At 73.6% G+C, this 17,153-nt stretch carries 14 protein-coding genes; 2 read left to right on the top strand and 12 right to left on the bottom strand.

Annotated features, from left to right (window positions below):
• Positions 1-42 precede the first annotated feature (42 nt).
• Positions 43-954, bottom strand: coding sequence for a permease-like cell division protein FtsX (gene ftsX / locus ACFVX9_RS04435; RefSeq protein WP_063349174.1), 912 nt, complete (start codon positions 952-954; stop codon positions 43-45).
• A gap of 86 nt (positions 955-1,040) precedes the next feature.
• Positions 1,041-1,730, bottom strand: a complete 690-nt coding sequence (ftsE, locus tag ACFVX9_RS04430) for a cell division ATP-binding protein FtsE (protein WP_063349173.1) — start codon at positions 1,728-1,730, stop codon at positions 1,041-1,043.
• A 349-nt stretch (positions 1,731-2,079) separates the two neighbouring features.
• Between ftsE and ACFVX9_RS04425 the strand changes: the two genes are divergently transcribed.
• Positions 2,080-2,274: a hypothetical protein gene (locus ACFVX9_RS04425; protein WP_363370334.1), complete on the top strand. Its 195-nt coding sequence runs from the start codon at positions 2,080-2,082 to the stop codon at positions 2,272-2,274.
• Positions 2,275-2,428: 154 nt separating this feature from the next.
• On the opposite strand, the gene prfB is transcribed toward ACFVX9_RS04425, so the two are convergent.
• From prfB to ACFVX9_RS04410, 3 genes are all read right to left on the bottom strand, one after another.
• Positions 2,429-3,538, bottom strand: a complete 1,110-nt coding sequence (gene prfB / locus ACFVX9_RS04420; RefSeq protein WP_380343626.1) for a peptide chain release factor 2 — start codon at positions 3,536-3,538, stop codon at positions 2,429-2,431.
• Positions 3,539-3,618: 80 nt separating this feature from the next.
• A complete protein-coding gene (locus ACFVX9_RS04415; RefSeq protein ID WP_063349170.1) occupies positions 3,619-4,878 on the bottom strand; it encodes a serine/threonine-protein kinase in 1,260 nt (419 codons plus the stop codon).
• 228 nt (positions 4,879-5,106) lie between these two features.
• Positions 5,107-7,032, bottom strand: a complete 1,926-nt coding sequence (locus ACFVX9_RS04410) for a serine/threonine-protein kinase (protein ID WP_387980355.1) — start codon at positions 7,030-7,032, stop codon at positions 5,107-5,109.
• Positions 7,033-7,352: 320 nt separating this feature from the next.
• On the opposite strand from ACFVX9_RS04410, the gene ACFVX9_RS04405 reads away from it, so the two are divergent.
• Complete coding sequence (locus ACFVX9_RS04405) at positions 7,353-10,310, top strand: FtsK/SpoIIIE domain-containing protein (protein WP_387980353.1); 2,958 nt, start codon at positions 7,353-7,355, stop codon at positions 10,308-10,310.
• A gap of 139 nt (positions 10,311-10,449) precedes the next feature.
• Here ACFVX9_RS04405 and ACFVX9_RS04400 read toward each other — a convergent pair whose 3' ends face one another.
• The 7 genes from ACFVX9_RS04400 to ACFVX9_RS04370 form a co-directional block, all read right to left on the bottom strand.
• Complete coding sequence (locus tag ACFVX9_RS04400) at positions 10,450-11,361, bottom strand: enoyl-CoA hydratase/isomerase family protein (RefSeq protein ID WP_387980351.1); 912 nt, start codon at positions 11,359-11,361, stop codon at positions 10,450-10,452.
• Positions 11,358-12,548: a cytochrome P450 gene (locus ACFVX9_RS04395; protein WP_380376996.1), complete on the bottom strand. Its 1,191-nt coding sequence runs from the start codon at positions 12,546-12,548 to the stop codon at positions 11,358-11,360. Before ACFVX9_RS04395 ends, ACFVX9_RS04400 begins: the two co-directional genes overlap by 4 nt.
• Before the next feature lie 266 nt (positions 12,549-12,814).
• Positions 12,815-14,200 carry a cytochrome P450 gene (locus ACFVX9_RS04390; RefSeq protein ID WP_387980349.1) on the bottom strand — a complete coding sequence of 462 codons (1,386 nt, stop codon included), beginning with the start codon at positions 14,198-14,200 and terminating at the stop codon, positions 12,815-12,817.
• A 73-nt stretch (positions 14,201-14,273) separates the two neighbouring features.
• The gene (locus ACFVX9_RS04385) at positions 14,274-14,864 is read right to left on the bottom strand and encodes an ATP/GTP-binding protein (RefSeq protein WP_387980347.1); all 591 of its coding nucleotides are present in this window, start codon (positions 14,862-14,864) and stop codon (positions 14,274-14,276) included.
• Complete coding sequence (locus ACFVX9_RS04380) at positions 14,839-15,213, bottom strand: DUF742 domain-containing protein (protein ID WP_350881090.1); 375 nt, start codon at positions 15,211-15,213, stop codon at positions 14,839-14,841. The genes ACFVX9_RS04385 and ACFVX9_RS04380 overlap by 26 nt, the downstream gene beginning before the upstream one ends.
• Positions 15,210-15,620, bottom strand: a complete 411-nt coding sequence (locus ACFVX9_RS04375; protein ID WP_363370343.1) for a roadblock/LC7 domain-containing protein — start codon at positions 15,618-15,620, stop codon at positions 15,210-15,212. The genes ACFVX9_RS04380 and ACFVX9_RS04375 overlap by 4 nt, the downstream gene beginning before the upstream one ends.
• A complete protein-coding gene (locus tag ACFVX9_RS04370; protein WP_380479557.1) occupies positions 15,617-16,930 on the bottom strand; it encodes an ATP-binding protein in 1,314 nt (437 codons plus the stop codon). Before ACFVX9_RS04370 ends, ACFVX9_RS04375 begins: the two co-directional genes overlap by 4 nt.
• Between the last annotated feature and the right edge of the window lie 223 nt (positions 16,931-17,153).

Raw genomic sequence — 17,153 nt, 5'->3', positions numbered from 1 at the left:
GGACGGCGCAGTGCCGTCCGGGGCCGCCGGGGCCGGAGGTGGTCAGACCTTGAGGTACTTGCGCAGGGTGAAGAACGCCGCCACGCCGGCCATGCCCATACCGACCACGATCAGCAGCGGTATCACCGCGAGCACCGAGCCGAGGCCGATGAAGTGGATGAACTGCACCCGGTCGGCCAGCCAGTTCTGGACGAAGAAGTGCCCGCCGACCAGCAGCCCGGAGGCCATGGCCGCGCCGAGCAGCGCGGAGAACGCGGCCTCGGCGATGAACGGCATCTGGACGTAGAAGTTCGAGGCACCGACCAGGCGCATGATGCCGGTTTCGCGCCGCCTGCTGTACGCCGACACCCGGACGGTGTTGACGATCAGCAGCAGGGCGACGAACAGCATCAGCACCATGATCACGAAGGCCGCCGTCTGGAGGCCGTTGAGCAGGCCGAACAGGTTCTCCAGGATCTTCCGCTGGTCCTCCACCGACTTGACGCCGGGTTTGCCGGCGAAGGCGCTCTGGATGACGTCGTACTTGGTCGGGTCGTTCAGCTTGACCCGCCAGGACTGCGGCATCGCGTCCGGGCCCAGGACGGAGATGAGCGGGTTGTCCGGGTTCATCTCCTTCCAGTGCTTGTACGCCTCGGCGGAGCTCTCGAAGGCCGACGACTGGACCACCGAGTCCATCTTGTCCAGCTGGGCCTTGATGTCCTGCACCTGCTGGTCGGTGGCCGCACCCTTGTCGCACTGCGGCGAGTTGCGCGCGTCCGACTTGGTGCAGAAGTAGATGCTCACCTCGACCTTGTCGTACCAGTACCCCTTCATGGAGTTCACCTGGTCGCGGACCAGGAGCGAGGAACCGGCCAGGGCGAGGGAGAGCGCGACACTGACCACGACCGCGATGGTCATCGTCAGGTTGCGGCGGAGACCCACACCGATCTCCGACAGGACGAACTGGGCACGCATGCGGGTAACAACTCCAGGGTCGGTACTGCTGGTCTGGCGACGCGGGCGGACGGCCCTACGGGTTCAGCGCCGGCTGCGCCGGTCGGTCAGTGCTGGTATCCGTAGACGCCGCGGGCCTGGTCGCGGACGAGCAGCCCCTTGTCGAGCTCGATGACGCGCTTGCGCATCTGGTCGACGATGGCCTGGTCGTGGGTGGCCATCAGCACCGTGGTGCCGGTGCGGTTGATGCGGTCGAGCAGCTTCATGATGCCGACCGAGTTCTGCGGGTCGAGGTTGCCGGTGGGCTCGTCCGCGATCAGCAGCATCGGACGGTTCACGAACGCGCGGGCGATCGCCACGCGCTGCTGCTCACCACCGGACAGCTCGCCCGGCATGCGGTCCTCCTTGCCGCCGAGGCCGACCAGCTCCAGCACCTCGGGCACCACCTTGTTGATGGCGCTCTTGGGCTTGCCGATCACTTCGAGGGCGAAGGCGACGTTCTGCGCGACCGTCTTGTTGGGCAGCAGGCGGAAGTCCTGGAAGACGGTGCCCAGCTGGCGGCGCATGTGCGGCACCTTCCAGTTGGACAGCTTGCCGAGGTCCTTGCCCAGCACGTGCACCTCGCCCGTGGAGGGGCGCTCCTCGCGCAGGCACAGGCGCAGGAAGGTGGACTTGCCCGAGCCGGACGAGCCGACCAGGAAGACGAACTCACCCTTCTCGATCTCCAGCGAGACGTTGTCCAGGGCGGGACGGTTCTGCTTGGGATAGGTCTTGGAGACGTTGTCGAATCTGATCACGGCTGCATCACGGAGGCCATCCTAGGCGGCGCCAGTCCTCGGTCGGTCCACCCCGGGCGCCCGGCCCTGGGGCGGGTGGCGGGAGCGGAAAGGGCCGCTCCCGGTCTGGGACCATACGCGAATCGGCGGTCGGCGCGCAGGGCCCGCCCAGGACAGCCGTCGAAATCTGGGGGAGAATGTCTGGTTATGCCCCGAAAATTGGGAGGCATCTCACAGCCCGGGAGCCGGAACGGTCAGAACCTGGCAGAGTGGAGGTGGCGTCCGTGTTCGGGCGCTCCCCCGCACAGGGCAAGAAGAGGAACCAAAGCCCCGTCCGGTGCGTTGGCTGTAGCAGCGAGGAGGAGATCGCATGACCTGCGACCATCTGGTGTGCGCCAACTGCAACGGCCGCGTGAGTGACGGGCGCTGCGCGGTCTGCCGCGCCAACCGGGCCCGGCTGCAGGAGCAGCAGGGTCCGTTCGCGGCGCTCTCCCCCGCGATGCTGCTGGCCCTGCTGGCCGGTCTGCTCGCGGTGGCGCTGATCGCCCGGCAGGCACTGGCCTGAACCCACCGAGGCATACGAAAGGGCCCCCGACCACTGCGGTCGGGGGCCCTTTCGCATGCCTGCGCCTACTGCGCGGCGGTCTCGCGCTGCTTGCGCCAGCGGATGCCGGCCTCGATGCTGTGCTTGATGTTCATCGAGGCCGGCATCCTCACGCTCAGCTCGCGGTTTCCCGCTGCTTCCTCCATCGGATGCCGGCCTCGATGAAGCCGTCGATGTCGCCGTCCAGCACGCCCTGCGGGTTGCCGACCTCGTACTCCGTCCGGACGTCCTTGACCATCTGGTACGGGTGCAGCACGTAGGAGCGCATCTGGTTGCCCCAGGAGCTGCCGCTGTCCTTGAGCGCGTCCATCGCCGCCCGCTCCTCCTGGCGGCGCCGCTCCAGCAGCTTCGCCTGGAGGACGTTCATCGCGGACGCCTTGTTCTGGATCTGCGAGCGCTCGTTCTGGCAGGAGACCACGACACCGGTCGGGAGGTGCGTGATGCGCACCGCCGAGTCGGTGGTGTTGACGCCCTGGCCGCCGGGGCCGGAGGCGCGGTAGACGTCGATCCGCAGGTCGCCCTCGTCGATGTCGACGTGGTCGGACTGCTCGACGACCGGGAGCACCTCGACACCGGCGAAGGAGGTCTGCCGGCGGCCCTGGTTGTCGAAGGGCGAGATGCGGACCAGGCGGTGGGTGCCCTGCTCGACCGACAGGGTGCCGTAGGCGTACGGCGCCTTGACCGTGAAGGTCGCGGACTTGATGCCGGCCTCTTCGGCGTACGAGGTGTCGTACACCTCGGTGGGGTACCCGTGCCGCTCGGCCCAGCGCAGGTACATGCGCATCAGCTGCTCGGCGAAGTCGGCGGCGTCGACGCCACCGGCCTCGGCGCGGATGTTGATCAGCGCCTCGCGGGCGTCGTACTCGCCGGACAGGAGGGTGCGGACCTCCAGCTCCTCGACCGCCTTCTGGAGGGAGACGAGTTCGGACTCGGCCTCGACCCGGGTGTCCGCGTCGTCCTCGGCCTCGGCCAGCTCGAACAGCACGCCCAGGTCGTCGATGCGGCTGCGCAGGCCCTCGACCTTGCGCAGTTCGCCTTGGAGGAAGGAGAGCCGGCTGGTCACCTTCTGCGCGTTCGCGATGTCGTCCCACAGGTTGGGGGCGCCTGCCGCCTCCTCCAGGACAGCGATGTCGGCCCGGATCTTGTCCAGGTCGAGGACGGCCTCGATCGACCCCATGGTCGTTTCGAGGTTCTTGAGCTCTTCGGAAGGATCGACGGCTGCCACGCCCCCAGGGTAATGGTTCCGGGGGTGGTCATGACGACACCGGGGTCCTCCGGCTCTCGCGGTACCCGCCCGACGGCCCGCTACGGTGCCCGCGGGGCCGTGCCGGACACCGTCGGGCGGGCCGGGTGACCGGCGTCCGGGGCGGTGGCCGCGAAGGCCGTCCAGGCCGCGGCGGCGCCCGCCAGCAGCAGGACGGTGGCCAGCAGGACGGCCAGCACCCGGCGGCGGCGCAGCAGCGCCTGCCGGTCCCGGCGGTGCCCGGTGCCCGGGGCGGTGCGCTGGGCACGGGACTCCGCGGCGTACGCGGCCAGCTCGTCCGCGGAGGGGCGGCGCAGGCTGGTGTGGGTGTCCCGGGTGGAGTCGGGGGCGACGCCGGGCACCAGCGGGACGGCCGGGCCCCGGCGGCGCTTGTGGATTCCCGGGCCTGCGTCCACCTCGGCGTACACGGCCTCACCGGGGGTCAGCGCCTCCTCCGCCGGGGCGCGGCCCTGGGAGGGCACGGCCAGCACCGGCAGGCCGGCCAGCGAGGGCAGCTGCTCGCGCAGCCGGGCCGCCAGCTCGGCGGCCCGCAGCCGGGAGGCCGGGGCCTTGGCCAGGCACTCGGAGATGATCCGCCACAGCCCGTCCGGCAGGCCGGGGATCGGCGGCACCTGCTCGGTGACGTGCCGGCGCAGCACCGCGCCGGTGTGGCCGCCGCCGAACGGGGTGAACCCGGCCAGCAGCTCGTACAGCACGGTGGCGAGGGCGTAGATGTCGACGGCGGCGCGCGGCTCCAGGCCCTCGATGATCTCCGGGGCGAGGTAGTCGGGGGTGCCGATGATCCGGGTGGCCCGGGTGCGGCGCGGGGCGTCGACCAGGCGGGCCACGCCGAAGTCGGTGAGCTTGGCGCGCGGGGCGCCGCCGGGGCCGGGGGCGGCGGCGAGGTCGAGCAGGACGTTCTCCGGCTTGACGTCGCGGTGGACGATGCCGGCGGCGTGCGCGGCGGCCAGGCCGTCGGCGACGTCCGCGATGACCGAGGCGGCGGTCTGCGGCGGGAGCGCGCCGTCACGCTCCAGCCGGGAGCGCAGGTCGGTGCCCTGGACCAGCTCCATCACCAGGGCGAGGTCGCTGCCGTCCACGACCATGTCACGCACGCCGACCACCCGGGGGTGGTCGAGGCTGGTCAGCGCGGCGCGCTCCTGGACGAAGCGGCCGACCAGCACCTGGTCGGCGGCCAGGTCCTCGCGCAGCAGCTTGACCGCCACCGGGCCGTCGGGCCCCTCACCGAGCCAGACCGTCCCGGCCGAACCCCGGCCGATCACCTGGTGGACGGTGTACCGGCTGCCGATCTTGCGTGCCAATGCTGCTCCGTGGGCGGCGCGGGAGCGCGCCCGGGGGTCCGGTGCGCTCGATGGGGCGGGACAACAGCGACCAACCTACGCGCCCCGGCGCCCCGCGCGGGCCGCCCGAGGGCCCTGGGCGGGCAGCCGCGGGCGAGAAATCTTGCGAATTGTCGACAAAGCGTCAATCCCGCCGCGCGGGCCCGGCCCTGGACCGGGCGGGCCCGCACGGCAGGGTCTGGCCCGGCGTCAGTTCTTCGAGCTGCCGAACAGGGCGTCCGCCCAGTCGCGCACGGTGTTGAACCAGCCCTGGATGTTGTCCCAGTAGTGCGGCAGCGGCGTGAAGTTCCACAGCGCCACCCCGGCCACCACCAGCACCACCAGCACCACCAGGCACCCCTTGAGGCAGCCGAGCCCGGGGATGTACATCCGGTTGCGGCTGCGCGGGCGCCGCTCGCGCGGCGGGGCGGGCTCGCGGCGGTCCTGCTCGCGCGGCTCGTCCCGGCGCTGCGGCGATTCGCGGCGCTGCGGCGATTCGCGGTGCTGCGGGGGCTCGCGGTGCTGCGGCGATTCGCGGTGCTGCGGCGATTCGCGGTGCTGCGGCGCCGGCGGCTCGGCCCGGCGCGGGACCGGGGCGGGCGGGGGCGGGTAGCCGCCCTGCGACTGCCCGTACGCGGCCGGGGCCGGCCGGTAGCCGCCGGGCGGCTGCGGGCGTCCACCGGGCCCGGGCTGCGGCGGGCCGCCGTGACCGGACTGCCCGGCCTGGTAGCCCTGACCGCCCTGACCGCCCCGGTAGGGCGGCGGGGCCACCGGCGGCCGCTGGGCGTACCCGGGCGGCGGCGGGCCCTGGCGCCGCTGGTCCGGGTGGTAGCCGGCCGGCGGCTGCGGCTGGTAGCCGGGGGGGCCGGCCGGCCCGGCCTGGAAGGGCCTCGGGGCGACCTGCGGGTCCTCGAAGTCCTCCGGGCCGAAGTAGCCGACCTGGGTCTGCTGGTTGCGGTCCCGGGCCGCCCGCAGCTGCGTCTGCCACGGGTGCGGCGTCTCCTCCGCCGGAGCGCCCGGAACACCCGGAGCGCCCGGCGGGGGCGGCGGCACGACGGTGGGCGGCATCACCTGGGTGCGGTCCGGGGCCCCGAACGGCGGGGCGGGCGGCGGCTGGGTGCCCATCACCTGGGTCGCCCCGGCCGGGTCGTACTGCGGGGCCGCCGGGGCAGCCGGCGTCAGGCCGGGGACGCCCGCGCCGGCGCTCGGGACGGAGGTCGGGCGCGGGTCCGGCAGCAGCAGCGAGCCGACCGCGAGCGCCTCGTCCACCGCCGACGGGGAGGCGTGCACCCCGACGCCGGCCGCCACCACCCGCAGCGCGCGGGCCAGCGAGGTCGCGGACGGCCGCTGCGCCGGGTCCTTGCGCAGGCAGCGCTCGATCACCGTCCACAGCGGCTCGGGCATGGTGCTGGGCCGCTGCGGCTCCTGCGCCAGGTGGGCGTGGAGGAGCGCGATCGCGCTGTCACCCTGGAACGGCTGGCGGCCGGTGACCAGCTCGTACAGCATGATCCCGGCGCCGTAGACGTCCACCGCGGAGGTCTGCGGGCGGCCCTCGGCGGACTCCGGCGCGATGTAGGCGGGGGTGCCGACGAACTCGTGGGTACGGGTGATGCCCGGGGAGTCGGCGAGGCGGGCGATGCCGAAGTCGGTCAGCATCGGGTGCATCTGCTCGGTGCCGTCCAACACCGTGGAGGCGAGCAGCACGTTGGCCGGCTTGAGGTCGCGGTGGACGATCCCGTCCTCGTGGCTGGCCGCCAGCGCGTCCGCGACCTGGGCCATCAGCAGGGCGCCGGCGATCGGGCTGAACGGGCCGTTGGAACGCAGGTAGCGGGCCAGGTCGGGGCCGTCGATCAGGTCCATCACCAGGGCCAGCAGCTCGCCCTCGACCACCAGGTCGCGGACCCGGACGATGTTCGGGTGGGTCAGCCGCAGCAGCAGCGAGCGCTCGCGCAGGAAGCGCATCACGACGTCCGGGTCGGACGCCAGTTCCTCGCGCAGCACCTTGATCGCCACCAGCTGCCCGGGCTCGCTGCCGGGCACCTGGACGTCGGGGCGCACCCGGCCGCGCCAGACCGTCCCGGTGGCACCCCGTCCGAGGGTCTCCTCAAGCAGATACTTGCTGCCGACTGGCCGCACCTGTCGCACTCCTCGTCGTGCCGCCCGCGCGGGGCGCTCCTCCGCCGGTGCGGTGAGCCTGCCGGGCCCGTGTCTGCGGCCACTCTAACGGTGTCCGTTCAGGTTTTTGGGGCGACCGGCAGGCCATCCCGGAGGGGTTGGGGGACATCCCCTAGGGGAGTTCCCGGACCGGTTCCGCGGGCCCGCCGACGGGGCCCTCGCCGCACCGGTTGACCTGACCCTCCGTCGCCTCCACCATGGCGATGATCGCAAGATCGTCAAATCCGGTACGGTGCGCGGACTGTCCGTGACGGATGGCAGGATGGACACTCGCCACTCGTGTGGCCCAAAGGGTCGCCGCGGCCGCCCCGCGCGCCCGCGACGACACCGGGCAGCGGTACCAGGCTCCACACCAGCAGAAGGGACCCGCGGGCGAGATGCAGATCCGGCTGACCGTCCTCCGACCGCGCAGCGGCCCGGCCGCCGCCGGCTCCGCCATCCCCTACGTGGACGTGCTGGTCACCGCCCCCGTCGGCACCGCGCTCGGCTCCCTCGCGGGCGCCCTCGCGGGCGCCGTCGGCGTGCGCGGGCCCCGGGCCGCCACCCACGTGCACCTGTACGCCGGGGCGCACCGGGTCGACGAGCACACGCTGCTCGGCCACCCCCCGCTCCTCGACGGGGCCGTCCTCAGCCTCAACGAGCCCGACCCGACCGCCGACGACCCCGACGACACCCCCGCCGCCGCCGAACTTCGCGTGGTCGGCGGCCCGGACGCCGGCGGAGTGCACCGGCTGCACGGCCGGGAGATCCGGATCGGCCGCTCCGGCGAAGCCGACGTCCCGCTCGACGACCCCGACGTCTCCCGGCTGCACCTGGCCCTGCACCTCGCCGACGACGGCAGGATCACCGTCCGCGACCTCGGCTCCACCAACGGCACCACCCTGGACGGTCGGCTCGTCCCGCCCGGAGCCCCCGAGGAAGCCGTCCCGCTGGAAGCCGGCGCCCTGCTGCGCATCGGCGAATCCACCCTGCACGTGGCCACCCCCGACCCGGCCGACGGCACCGGCCGCGCCGCCCTGCCCGACGGCCACGGCCACCTCCAGCTCGCCGCCCCAGGCCCGGTCCGCCCCACCCCGCCGGTGGCCGAACCCCCCGCCGCCCCCGAACCGGCCCCCGGCCGCGGCCGCGGCCTGCTCTCGCTGCGACTCGGCCGCACCGCCGAACCGCCCGGCCAGGAGAGCGCCGAACGCCACCACACCGCCGTACGGCTGCGCCAGGCCGCCACCCAACGCGAACGGTGGCCGGATCTCGCCACCCTGCTGCTCAACGCCGTCGGCCCCGGCCCCCGGCTCTGGGAGCGCGGCCCCGGCCACCCCGACGCGCTCACCCTGCGCCTGGGCACCGCCGACCGCCCCGGCGGCCCCGGCACCGCACCCGGCACCATGCTGCCCGCCGTCCCCGTCACCCTCGACCTGCAGACCGCCGGCAGCCTCGGCCTCAGCGGCCCGCGCGAACGCCTGGACGCACTCACCCGGGCCGTCGTCGCCCAGCTCGCCGCCCTGCACCCGCCGACCGGCCTGAGCCTGGTCGTCGTCGACGCCGACCAGGCCCGCACCCCCGAAGAACGCGCCGACACCTGGGCCTGGGCCCTCTGGCTGCCCCACCTGCGCCCCGCCGACGGCCAGGACTGCCGGCTGCTGCTCGGCCTCGACGACGAACAGGCCACCGCCCGGCTGACCGAACTCACCGCCCGGCTCAGCGGCCCGGCCGGCCTCGGCGGCCACCCCGCCACCGTCGTCGTGGTGGACGGCCGCCCGACCACCGAGACCGCCCGGCAGGCCGTCGACCTGCTGCTGCGCCAGGGACCGGCCGTCGGCATCTTCCCGGTCTGCCTCGCCGAGCAGCCCGAACTGCTCCCCCGAGGCCTCGGCGCCACCGCCCTGATCACCGGTGAGGTCGGCACCCAGCTCTCCCTCGACCGCCCCGTCGCCCGCGGCAGGGAGACCTTGCACGAGGTCTCCCTGGACGCCGTCTCCGACGCCTGGGCCGAACGGCTCGCCCGCGTGCTCGCCCCGCTGCGCGAGGCCGCCCCGGCCGCCCGCGGCCCGCTGCCCGACGCACTGCGGCTGCTCGACCTGCTCCAGCTCGACACCGTCACCCCGGCCAAGCTGTCCGCCCGCTGGGCGGCGCACGCCGGCGGCATCGGCGCCGCCACCGCGCTGCTCGGCACCACCCGGGACGAGCTCTGCACGCTCGACCTGGCCGACCCCGAACTCGCCCTCCCCTCCCCCGACCCGGGCGGCCCGCACCTGCTCATCGGCGGCGCCCGCGGCTCCGGCAAGACCGAGCTGCTGCGCACCCTGGTCGCCTCGCTCGCCGTCTCCGAACGCCCCGAGCGCCTCACCGTCACCCTCATCGAGGGCCGGTCCACCGAGGACGGCCTGGACGGCTGCACCGAACTGCCGCACGTCACCGGCCTGGTGAACGCCGCCGACGACCCGCGGGCCGCACTGCTCGCCGCGGAGGCCCTGGAGGACGAACTCGCCCTGCGCGAGCGGCTGTTCGACGGACTGGACTTCGCCTCCTGGCACGCCGCCCGCATCTTGGACGGGCAGAGCCTGGACGCGCAGAGCCTGGACGGGCAGGGCCTGGCTGGACAGAGCCTCGCCGGACACCCGGCCGTCCCGGTGCCCGCCGTCGTCGGCGCGGCCTCCGCCGCCACCCCGAAGATCATCCACCCGCGCAGCGGCGGCGACGGCCCCCGGCCGGTCACCTCCCCCGCCGCCGCCCCCTGCCCCGCCCGCCTGGTCGTCGTCGTGGACGACTACGACGCCCTCCTCTCCCCCACCTCCCCGGCCGGCCGCCCGCTCGCCCGCGCCCTCGCCGCCGTCGCCCGCCACGGCGGCCCGCTCGGCGTCCACCTCGCGGTCACCACCGGCCACCCGGAGGAGAGCGCCGGCACCGAGGTCGACGAGGCCGCCCTGCTCCGCATCGCGCTGCGCACCGAGGACCCGGCCGACTCCGACCTGCTGATCCACCTCGGCGACGCGGCCGCCCTGCCCGAGGACACCCCCGGCCGCGGCTACCTGCGCCTGCCGGACGGCGGCGTCACCGCCTTCCAGACCGCCCGGATCAGCGGCCGCATCCCGCGCACCGCCACCCTGCGCCCCACCGTCGTCGCGATCGACCCGCTCCAACTCGGCGCCCCACCCGCCCGCCGCCCGGTCCGCGAACTCGGCAACGGCCCCACCGACCTCGCCCTCCTCGCCAGTGCCCTCCAACGCGCGGCCGCGCACTGACCAGCTCGTACCAGCGCGCCACCCACTTCCCAGGAACCGCGAACACCCCGGCGGCCCCCGCCGGGGCCGCCGAGAGCGGAGCCACGTACGCGCCGCCTCGACCGGACGGAGGTCGAAGGCGGCGGACGGCAGCTGGCGGTCAGTGGGCCGGGGGCTGGGCGGCGAGGCCGCGGGTGTAGTGGGCGGCGGCCAGGACCGAGGCCATCAGCTCGGCGTCGAGCACGGAGGCGTCGGCCAACCGGGTGGCCGCCGCGTGGGAGGCCAGCAGCGTCTTGGTGACCCGCAGTGCGGCCTCGGGGCGGCGGGTGACGGGCCTGACCCACTCGGCGACCGCCCCGTCCAGGTCCTGCTCGGGGACGACGCGTTGCAGGATGGCGAGCTCCCGCGCCTCCACCGCGCCGACCGGGCGGCTGGTGAGGATGATCTCGCGGACCCGGGCCGCGCCGACCTCGTGGAGCAGCCGAGGCAGCAGTCCGCCCCAGGCGACAGGCAGGCCCAGGGCCAGTTCGGGCAGCCGGAAGACGGCGTTGTCGGCGCCGGCCCGCAGGTCGCAGGCGAGCGCCAGGGCGAAGCCGGCGCCGGTGGCCCGGCCCTGGACCCGGGCGACGGTCACGGCGGAGCTGTTGGTCAGGGCATCGCAGACCCTGCGGGCCTTCTCCCCGTAGCTCCGTATGCCGCCGCCGGTCGGGTCCTGCTCCAGGCCCGCGAAGAGTTCGTCGCGGTCGCCGCCGAGGCAGAAGTCCCGGCCGGCCCCGGACAGCACGATCACGCGCACGGCCGGATCGGGTACGGCCAGCACGGCGAGGAGTTCGTCCAACATGGCAGAGGTGACGGCGTTCCCGGTCGCCGGGCTGTCCAACTCGATGTGGAGCACGGGGCCCTGGCGCTCGGTACGGACCGTACGGGCCGCCGCAGGCGCGGGAACGGGCTCCGGGGCGGGCGGCGGGACGGGCGACGCGACGGGCTCGGGGTACGGGTACGGGAGGTACGACGGCTGCGCCGCGTGCGGCGGGTACTGCGGAACCTGGGGAACCTGGGGGAACACGTTCATGCGGCCACTCTCAGGGACGTCACCCGGTGGAAGACCATCCGGGGTGCGTACTCGGGCGGGCTCGCCACCCGCAGGGTCGGGAAGCGCCGCAGCAGCTGGCCGAGCAGGGCGCGTGCCTCCAGCCTGGCCAGGCCCGCGCCGAGGCAGTAGTGGGCGCCGCCGCCGAAGGTGAGGTGGGTGCCCCGGCGGAGCACGTCGAAGGTGTGCGGGTCCGGGTTGCGGCGCGGATCGCGGTTGGCCGCGCCGTACATCACGTGGACCATGGTGTCCTTGGGCAGGAACACCCCGGCCAGCTCGGTGTCCTCGCCCGCGACGCGGCTGTTGACGCGGACCGGCGGGTCGTAGCGCAGCGCCTCGTCGATCGCGTCGTCGATGTGCTCCGGCCGCTCCCGCAGCCACTCCCACCGGCCGGGCGACCGCAGCAGCGACCACACCAGCGAGGAGAGCAGCGTCGCCGTGGTCTCCAGCGAGGCGATGGTGACGAACATGGTGAGCTGGTAGACCATCCGGTCGGTGGCCTCGCGGTCGGACTCCAGCGCGTCCCAGGTGCGGATCCAGCCGGCGATCACGTCGTCGCCGTCATTGTCGCGGCGCTCCCGGACGAGGCGGGTGAAGTACTCGCGCAGGTCCATGGTGGCCTGCTCGGAGACCGCCAGCTGGCTCTTGGTGGGCAGCAGTTCCTGGGCGTGCACCTGGTTGTGGGTCATCGTCAGGATGTGCGGGTAGTCCTCGGGCGCGATGTCCAGCCAGCGCCCGACGGTGTTGATCGGCAGCTGCTCGCTGACCAGGGCGGAGAGGTCCGCCTCGCCGTCCGTCCGTATTCGCTCGGCCAGGCGGTCGAGCAGTTCGGCGACGTCGGCCTCGATCTGCGGCTCCATGTCCCGCAGGGTGTTCCGGTCGAAGAGGTTTCCGAGGCTGCGCCGCTGCCGGGTGTGGTCGGGGGCGTTGAGCCGGGAGAGGGTCCGGCTCATCTCCTGGGTGGCGACGGCGTCCCAGCGCCCCGTCCCGGTCTGCCGTTCCTGCCAGGCGAAGTCGGGGACGAGCCAGGTCCTGCCGCGCAGGACCTGGTCGCACGCGTCGTACCCGGTGACCAGGTAGCCGCCCCAGGGCGCCGGGACGAGGTCTCCCAGCGCCCGCAGCCCGTCGTAGACCGGGCTCGGGTCGGCGAGTCCCTCGGCCGACCGCAGCCTGCGCAGGAGCGGCACGGCGGCACGGCGGTCGACCACCCTTCCGTCCGGGCGCTCCGGGTCTGCGGGGCGGGCTTCCAACGTGGCGGTCACACGGGGCTCCTTACGCGCGGGCGGGCAGTACGGCGGCGATCTACCCAGCAACAGCGCGCTCAAGCGTCGATCCGTGTTGCCCCTGTCACGTACCCGCACCGCCGTCGGACTCCGTTCACGCCGCGGTGGCGGAACGGCTTCCGACGGCGCGTCGGATCGGAGCCCGGGGCGTGTCAGACCCGGAAGACGTCCAGGAAGGAGCTCCACCACCCCTTCTTCTGCCCGGCCCGGCCCGGTGCGGGGGCGGTGGCCTGCGGGTACGCCTGCGTCGCCTCGGAGCCGACCGGCGACCCGCCCGGCGCGGTGTCCGCGCCCGCGGCCGGCCGCGTGGTCCGGGCGGGCGCCGGGCTGAACCGCACCGGCAGCGAGACCAGGCCGCGCTGGAACGGGCCCGGCCGCCACTCCACGCTCTCCGCGGGCACCGCGAGCGTGACGTCCGGGAGGGCGTTGAGCAGGCACTCGATCGCGCTCAGGGCGATCAGCTGGGCCGGAGACTTGGCCGGGCACGCGTGCGGGCCGGCGCCCCAGGCCAGGTGGGCCCCCTTGCTGAGGGTCAGCCGGGCATCCGTCAGCGCGGGGTCGCTGTTGGCGGCGGCGAAGCTGATCACCACCGGGCTGCCTGCGTCCATCGGGACCCCGCCCACGTCGAGGTCCTGCATCGGGTAGTGCGTGGCGTAGTTGGCGATCGGCGGGTTGTTCCACAGCACGTCGTCGAGGGCGTCCTCGATGCGCAGTCCGGAGCGGCCCTCGCCGGACAGCAGCAGGAGCAGCGCGTTGCCGATCAGGTTGCGCTCGGGCTCGACGCCGGCGCCCATCAGCATGACCAGCTGGTCCTTGAGCTCCTCGTCCCGCAGGCCGGCCGGGTGCTGGATGAGCCACGAGGTGATGTCGTCGCCGGGCTGGCGGCGCTTCAGCGCGACCAGGTCCATCAGGCAGGCGGTCAGCTCCTCGTTGGCCTGGATCACGTCGAGGCCGTCGAAGAGCGCGGACATGCTGCGGGTCAGCCGGTCGCCGATGTCGGCCGGGCAGCCGAACAGCTGGTTGAACAGCAGCAGCGGCAGCAGCTTGGCGTAGTCGTTGAGCAGGTCGGCCCGGCCCAGCGGACTGAACTGGTCGATCAGGTAGCCAGCGATCCGCTCGACGTGCCGGTTGAGCCGGTTGTCGTTGAGCCGACCCAGGCTCTCGGTGACGGCCTTGCGCAGCCGCAGGTGTTCGGCGCCGTCCGTGAAGAGGCAGTTGGGCCGGTAGAACATCATCGGCAGGACGGGGCTGTCCATCGGCACCCGTCCTTCGTTGAGCGCCGCCCAGCGCCGCGAGTCCCGGGCGAACATCCCCGGGTTCTGCAGCACCCGCAGGGCGGCCTCGTGCGAGGTGACCAGGGTGGCCTCCACCCCCGGGGCCAACTCCACCGGCGCGGCAGGGCCGTTGGCGCGCAGCTTGTCGTAGACCGCGCCGGGGTCGGACGAGAACATCTCCCCGTAGAGCGGTGTGCTCACGCCGACGTGCATCGGGCAGCCCTGCGGAGGCGACTGCGGGGCGGGTCGCTGCGGAGAATCCATGGGTCGTTCCTTGGAGGTGGCCCCGGGCGGGTGCGGACCCGGGAGGCGTGCGGGGAGGGAGGCGCGGGGGAGGTCAGGAGGCGCGGTCGAGCAGGTGCCGGACGAGCGTCAGCAGGGCGTCGGCCGAGGAACGCTGGTCCCGCGCGTCGCAGAACACCACCGGGGTGTGCGGCAGCAGGTCGAGTGCCTCGCGCAGCTGGTCCTCGGTGTACTCGTCCTGCCGGTCGAAGCTGTTGACCGCCACGGCGTACTCCAGGCCGTACTGCTCGATCAGGTCGATGACGGGGAAGGTGTCCGCGAGGCGGGTCGGGTCGGCCAGCAGCAGCGCTCCCAGCGCGCCCCGCGCCATGTCCTCCCAGAGCTGCATGAACCGTTGCTGCCCCGGCGTGCCGAACAGGTACAGCACCAGGTCGTCGCCGAGTGTCAGCCGGCCGAAGTCCAGGGCGACGGTCGTGGTCTTCTTGTCCGGTACGCCGCGGAGGTCGTCGACGCGGATGGACGCCTGCGTCATGCTCTCCTCGGTGCTCAGCGGGGCGATCTCCGACAAGGCCCCGATGAGCGTGGTCTTGCCGACCGCGAAGTGCCCCACGACCAGGATCTTGACCGCGGTCGTCACCGCGCCCGGGACATAGATGTCCTCAGGCGAACCGGCGTTGAAGTCCATGCAGTACCTTCTCTAGAAGTCTCGGATCCGGGGCCTGGGCCGGGGGCGGGGCCGACCGGCACAGCAACCGTCCCTCATGGATCAGGTCCGTCAGCAGCAGCCTCACGACCCCCACCGGCAGCTCCAGCCGGGCCGCGACCTCGGCCACCGAGAGGTAGCCGCCGGAGCACAGCTCCCAGATCGCCCGGGTCTCCGGGCTCGGCAGGGCCGGGAGGTCCTGCTCGGGCGCGACGGTGACCAAGGTGATCAGAGACAGGGCCTCCGCACTCGGTAACTCGCGCCCACCGGTGATCACGTAGGAGCGGATGAAGCCGCCGGTGACCCGCTGTTCCTCGCCGCCGGCCGTCATGAGCCGCTGAGCGTGCTCTGGCGCGGCGCCGCCGACATCGCCCGTCCGAGCGCGCCGACCTGCTGCTGCATCCGGAAGGACATCGCCTCCATGTCGACGTCGGGGGCGGTGGAGGCGGCCAGGTACGCGCCGCTGCCGGCCGCGATCAGGAAGATCCAGCCGTGGTCGTACTCCAGCAGGGTCTGGCGCCAGACCCCGGCGCCTGCGCCGTCGGTGCCGACGAACGGGGCGACCGCGCGGCTCAGCGACTGCATCGAGCTCATCGCGGCGGCGTTGGTCTCCGCCTCGTCGCGGCCTATCTCGCTGGACCGTTCGAGCAGGAGGCCGTCGGCGGAGACGAGGATGGCGTGCCGGGCGCCGGGTACCTGGAGTACGTCGTTGAGCACCCAGGAAAGATCGCGGCTCACTGGATCTCGGTTCCTTCCGTGTTCGTGGTGTTGCGCCCGGACAGCGTGCCGCGCTGGAACGCGCCGAGGCGGGACGGCGTGTTCTGGACGGGGCTCCGCACCGGCGCCTCGGCCCGGCCGGGGTCCTGCGGGGAGGGGAGGACGGACACCGGGCGGTTGCGGCGGCGGCGGGGCAGCTGTCCGTCCGCGGTCATCTCCGGTTCCGTCACCGCCGCCGCCGGCACCGGGGCCAGCGGCGCCGCCGGTTCGGGCAGCGACACGAGCCGCTGACCGGGGGCCTGCGCCCAGGCCTGCGCGGGCTGCTCCGCCGGCGGGGCCTGGTAGTCGCCGCGCGCGCCCTGGTGGTCACCGTGCGCGGCCTGGTGCTCGCCGTGCACGGCGGCGGCCGGGGCCGGGGCCGCGACCTCGCTGCTGAGCAGCTCGGCCGGCAGCAGCACCACGGCCCGCACGCCCCCGTACGGGGAGACCGAGTCGACGGAGACCCGGAAGCCGTAGCGGGCGGCCAGCATGCCGGAGACGGCGAAGCCGAACTTCGGGGGGTTGCCCAGGCTGGTGAGGCCGATCGGCGCGCCCGGGTTCAGGAGCACCGCCGCGCGGTCCTTCTCCTCCTGGCCCATGCCGAGGCCGGCGTCGTCGACGATCAGGCAGACGCCGGTGGGGACGGCCTGGACGCTGACCTCCACCGGGGTGTCCGGGGCGGAGTAGTTGGTCGCGTTGGCGAGCAGCTCGGACAGCACGACGGCGACCGGCTCGACGACCTTGCTGACGAGCGCGACGCTGACCTGGGAGTGGATCCGCACCCGGTCGAAGTGCCGGATCCGGCCCTGGGCGCTGCGGACCACGTCGTAGACCGAGGCGACGCTCTCACGGCGGCCCAGCCAGCCGCCGCAGAGCACCGCGATGCCCTGGGCGCGTCGGCCGAACTGGCTGTTCGTGTGGTCGATCGTCATCAGGTCGGCCAGGATCTGCGGGCTGTCGCCGTACTTCCGCTGCACCTTGTCGATGACGACCTGCTGCTCGTCGGCCAGGCCTTGCAGCGTCCGCATCGCCGCCTTGAGGACGGCCTTGGTGTCCTCCTCGGCGTCGCGGCGGACGTCCGTCAGCTCGGACGCGTGCTGGTTCCGCAGCTGGTCGTGCAGCACGGCGAACTCGTCGCGCTGCCGCTGTGCCAGGGCGCTGGCCTCCTCCAGGGAAACGTTTCGCCTCCGCAGGGCGAGGTTCGTCCTGCGGGCCTGGAGGGCCGCTCCGACGGCTGCGAGCATCACCACGATGAAGACCCAGAAAAAGGGTTCCTGCACAAATGACGTCATGAAACTCTCTTCAGGTGGCACCGTGTGGAGCCGGTCCGGGCCCCGAGGCGCGAATGGGACTGGCGGCCTGAACCCCCTCCGAAAGACACCTGATGTCACATCACATCGCGGTGCTTTCCGGCACGGGACCTGCGGCGACGCCTATCGCGGGGTCAGCCTACTGCAACTCCTGGTAGGTCAGAACAGCTGCCAAAAAGGGCAGTTGGGGCGAAATTTCGCGACC

Origin of the sequence: Kitasatospora sp. NPDC058243 (assembly GCF_042882025.1) — a bacterium.
In the GTDB taxonomy this organism is placed as follows: domain Bacteria; phylum Actinomycetota; class Actinomycetes; order Streptomycetales; family Streptomycetaceae; genus Kitasatospora.
The sequence above is the reverse complement of the archived record's forward strand: the minus strand, read 5'-3'. Positions and strand labels throughout refer to the sequence as shown.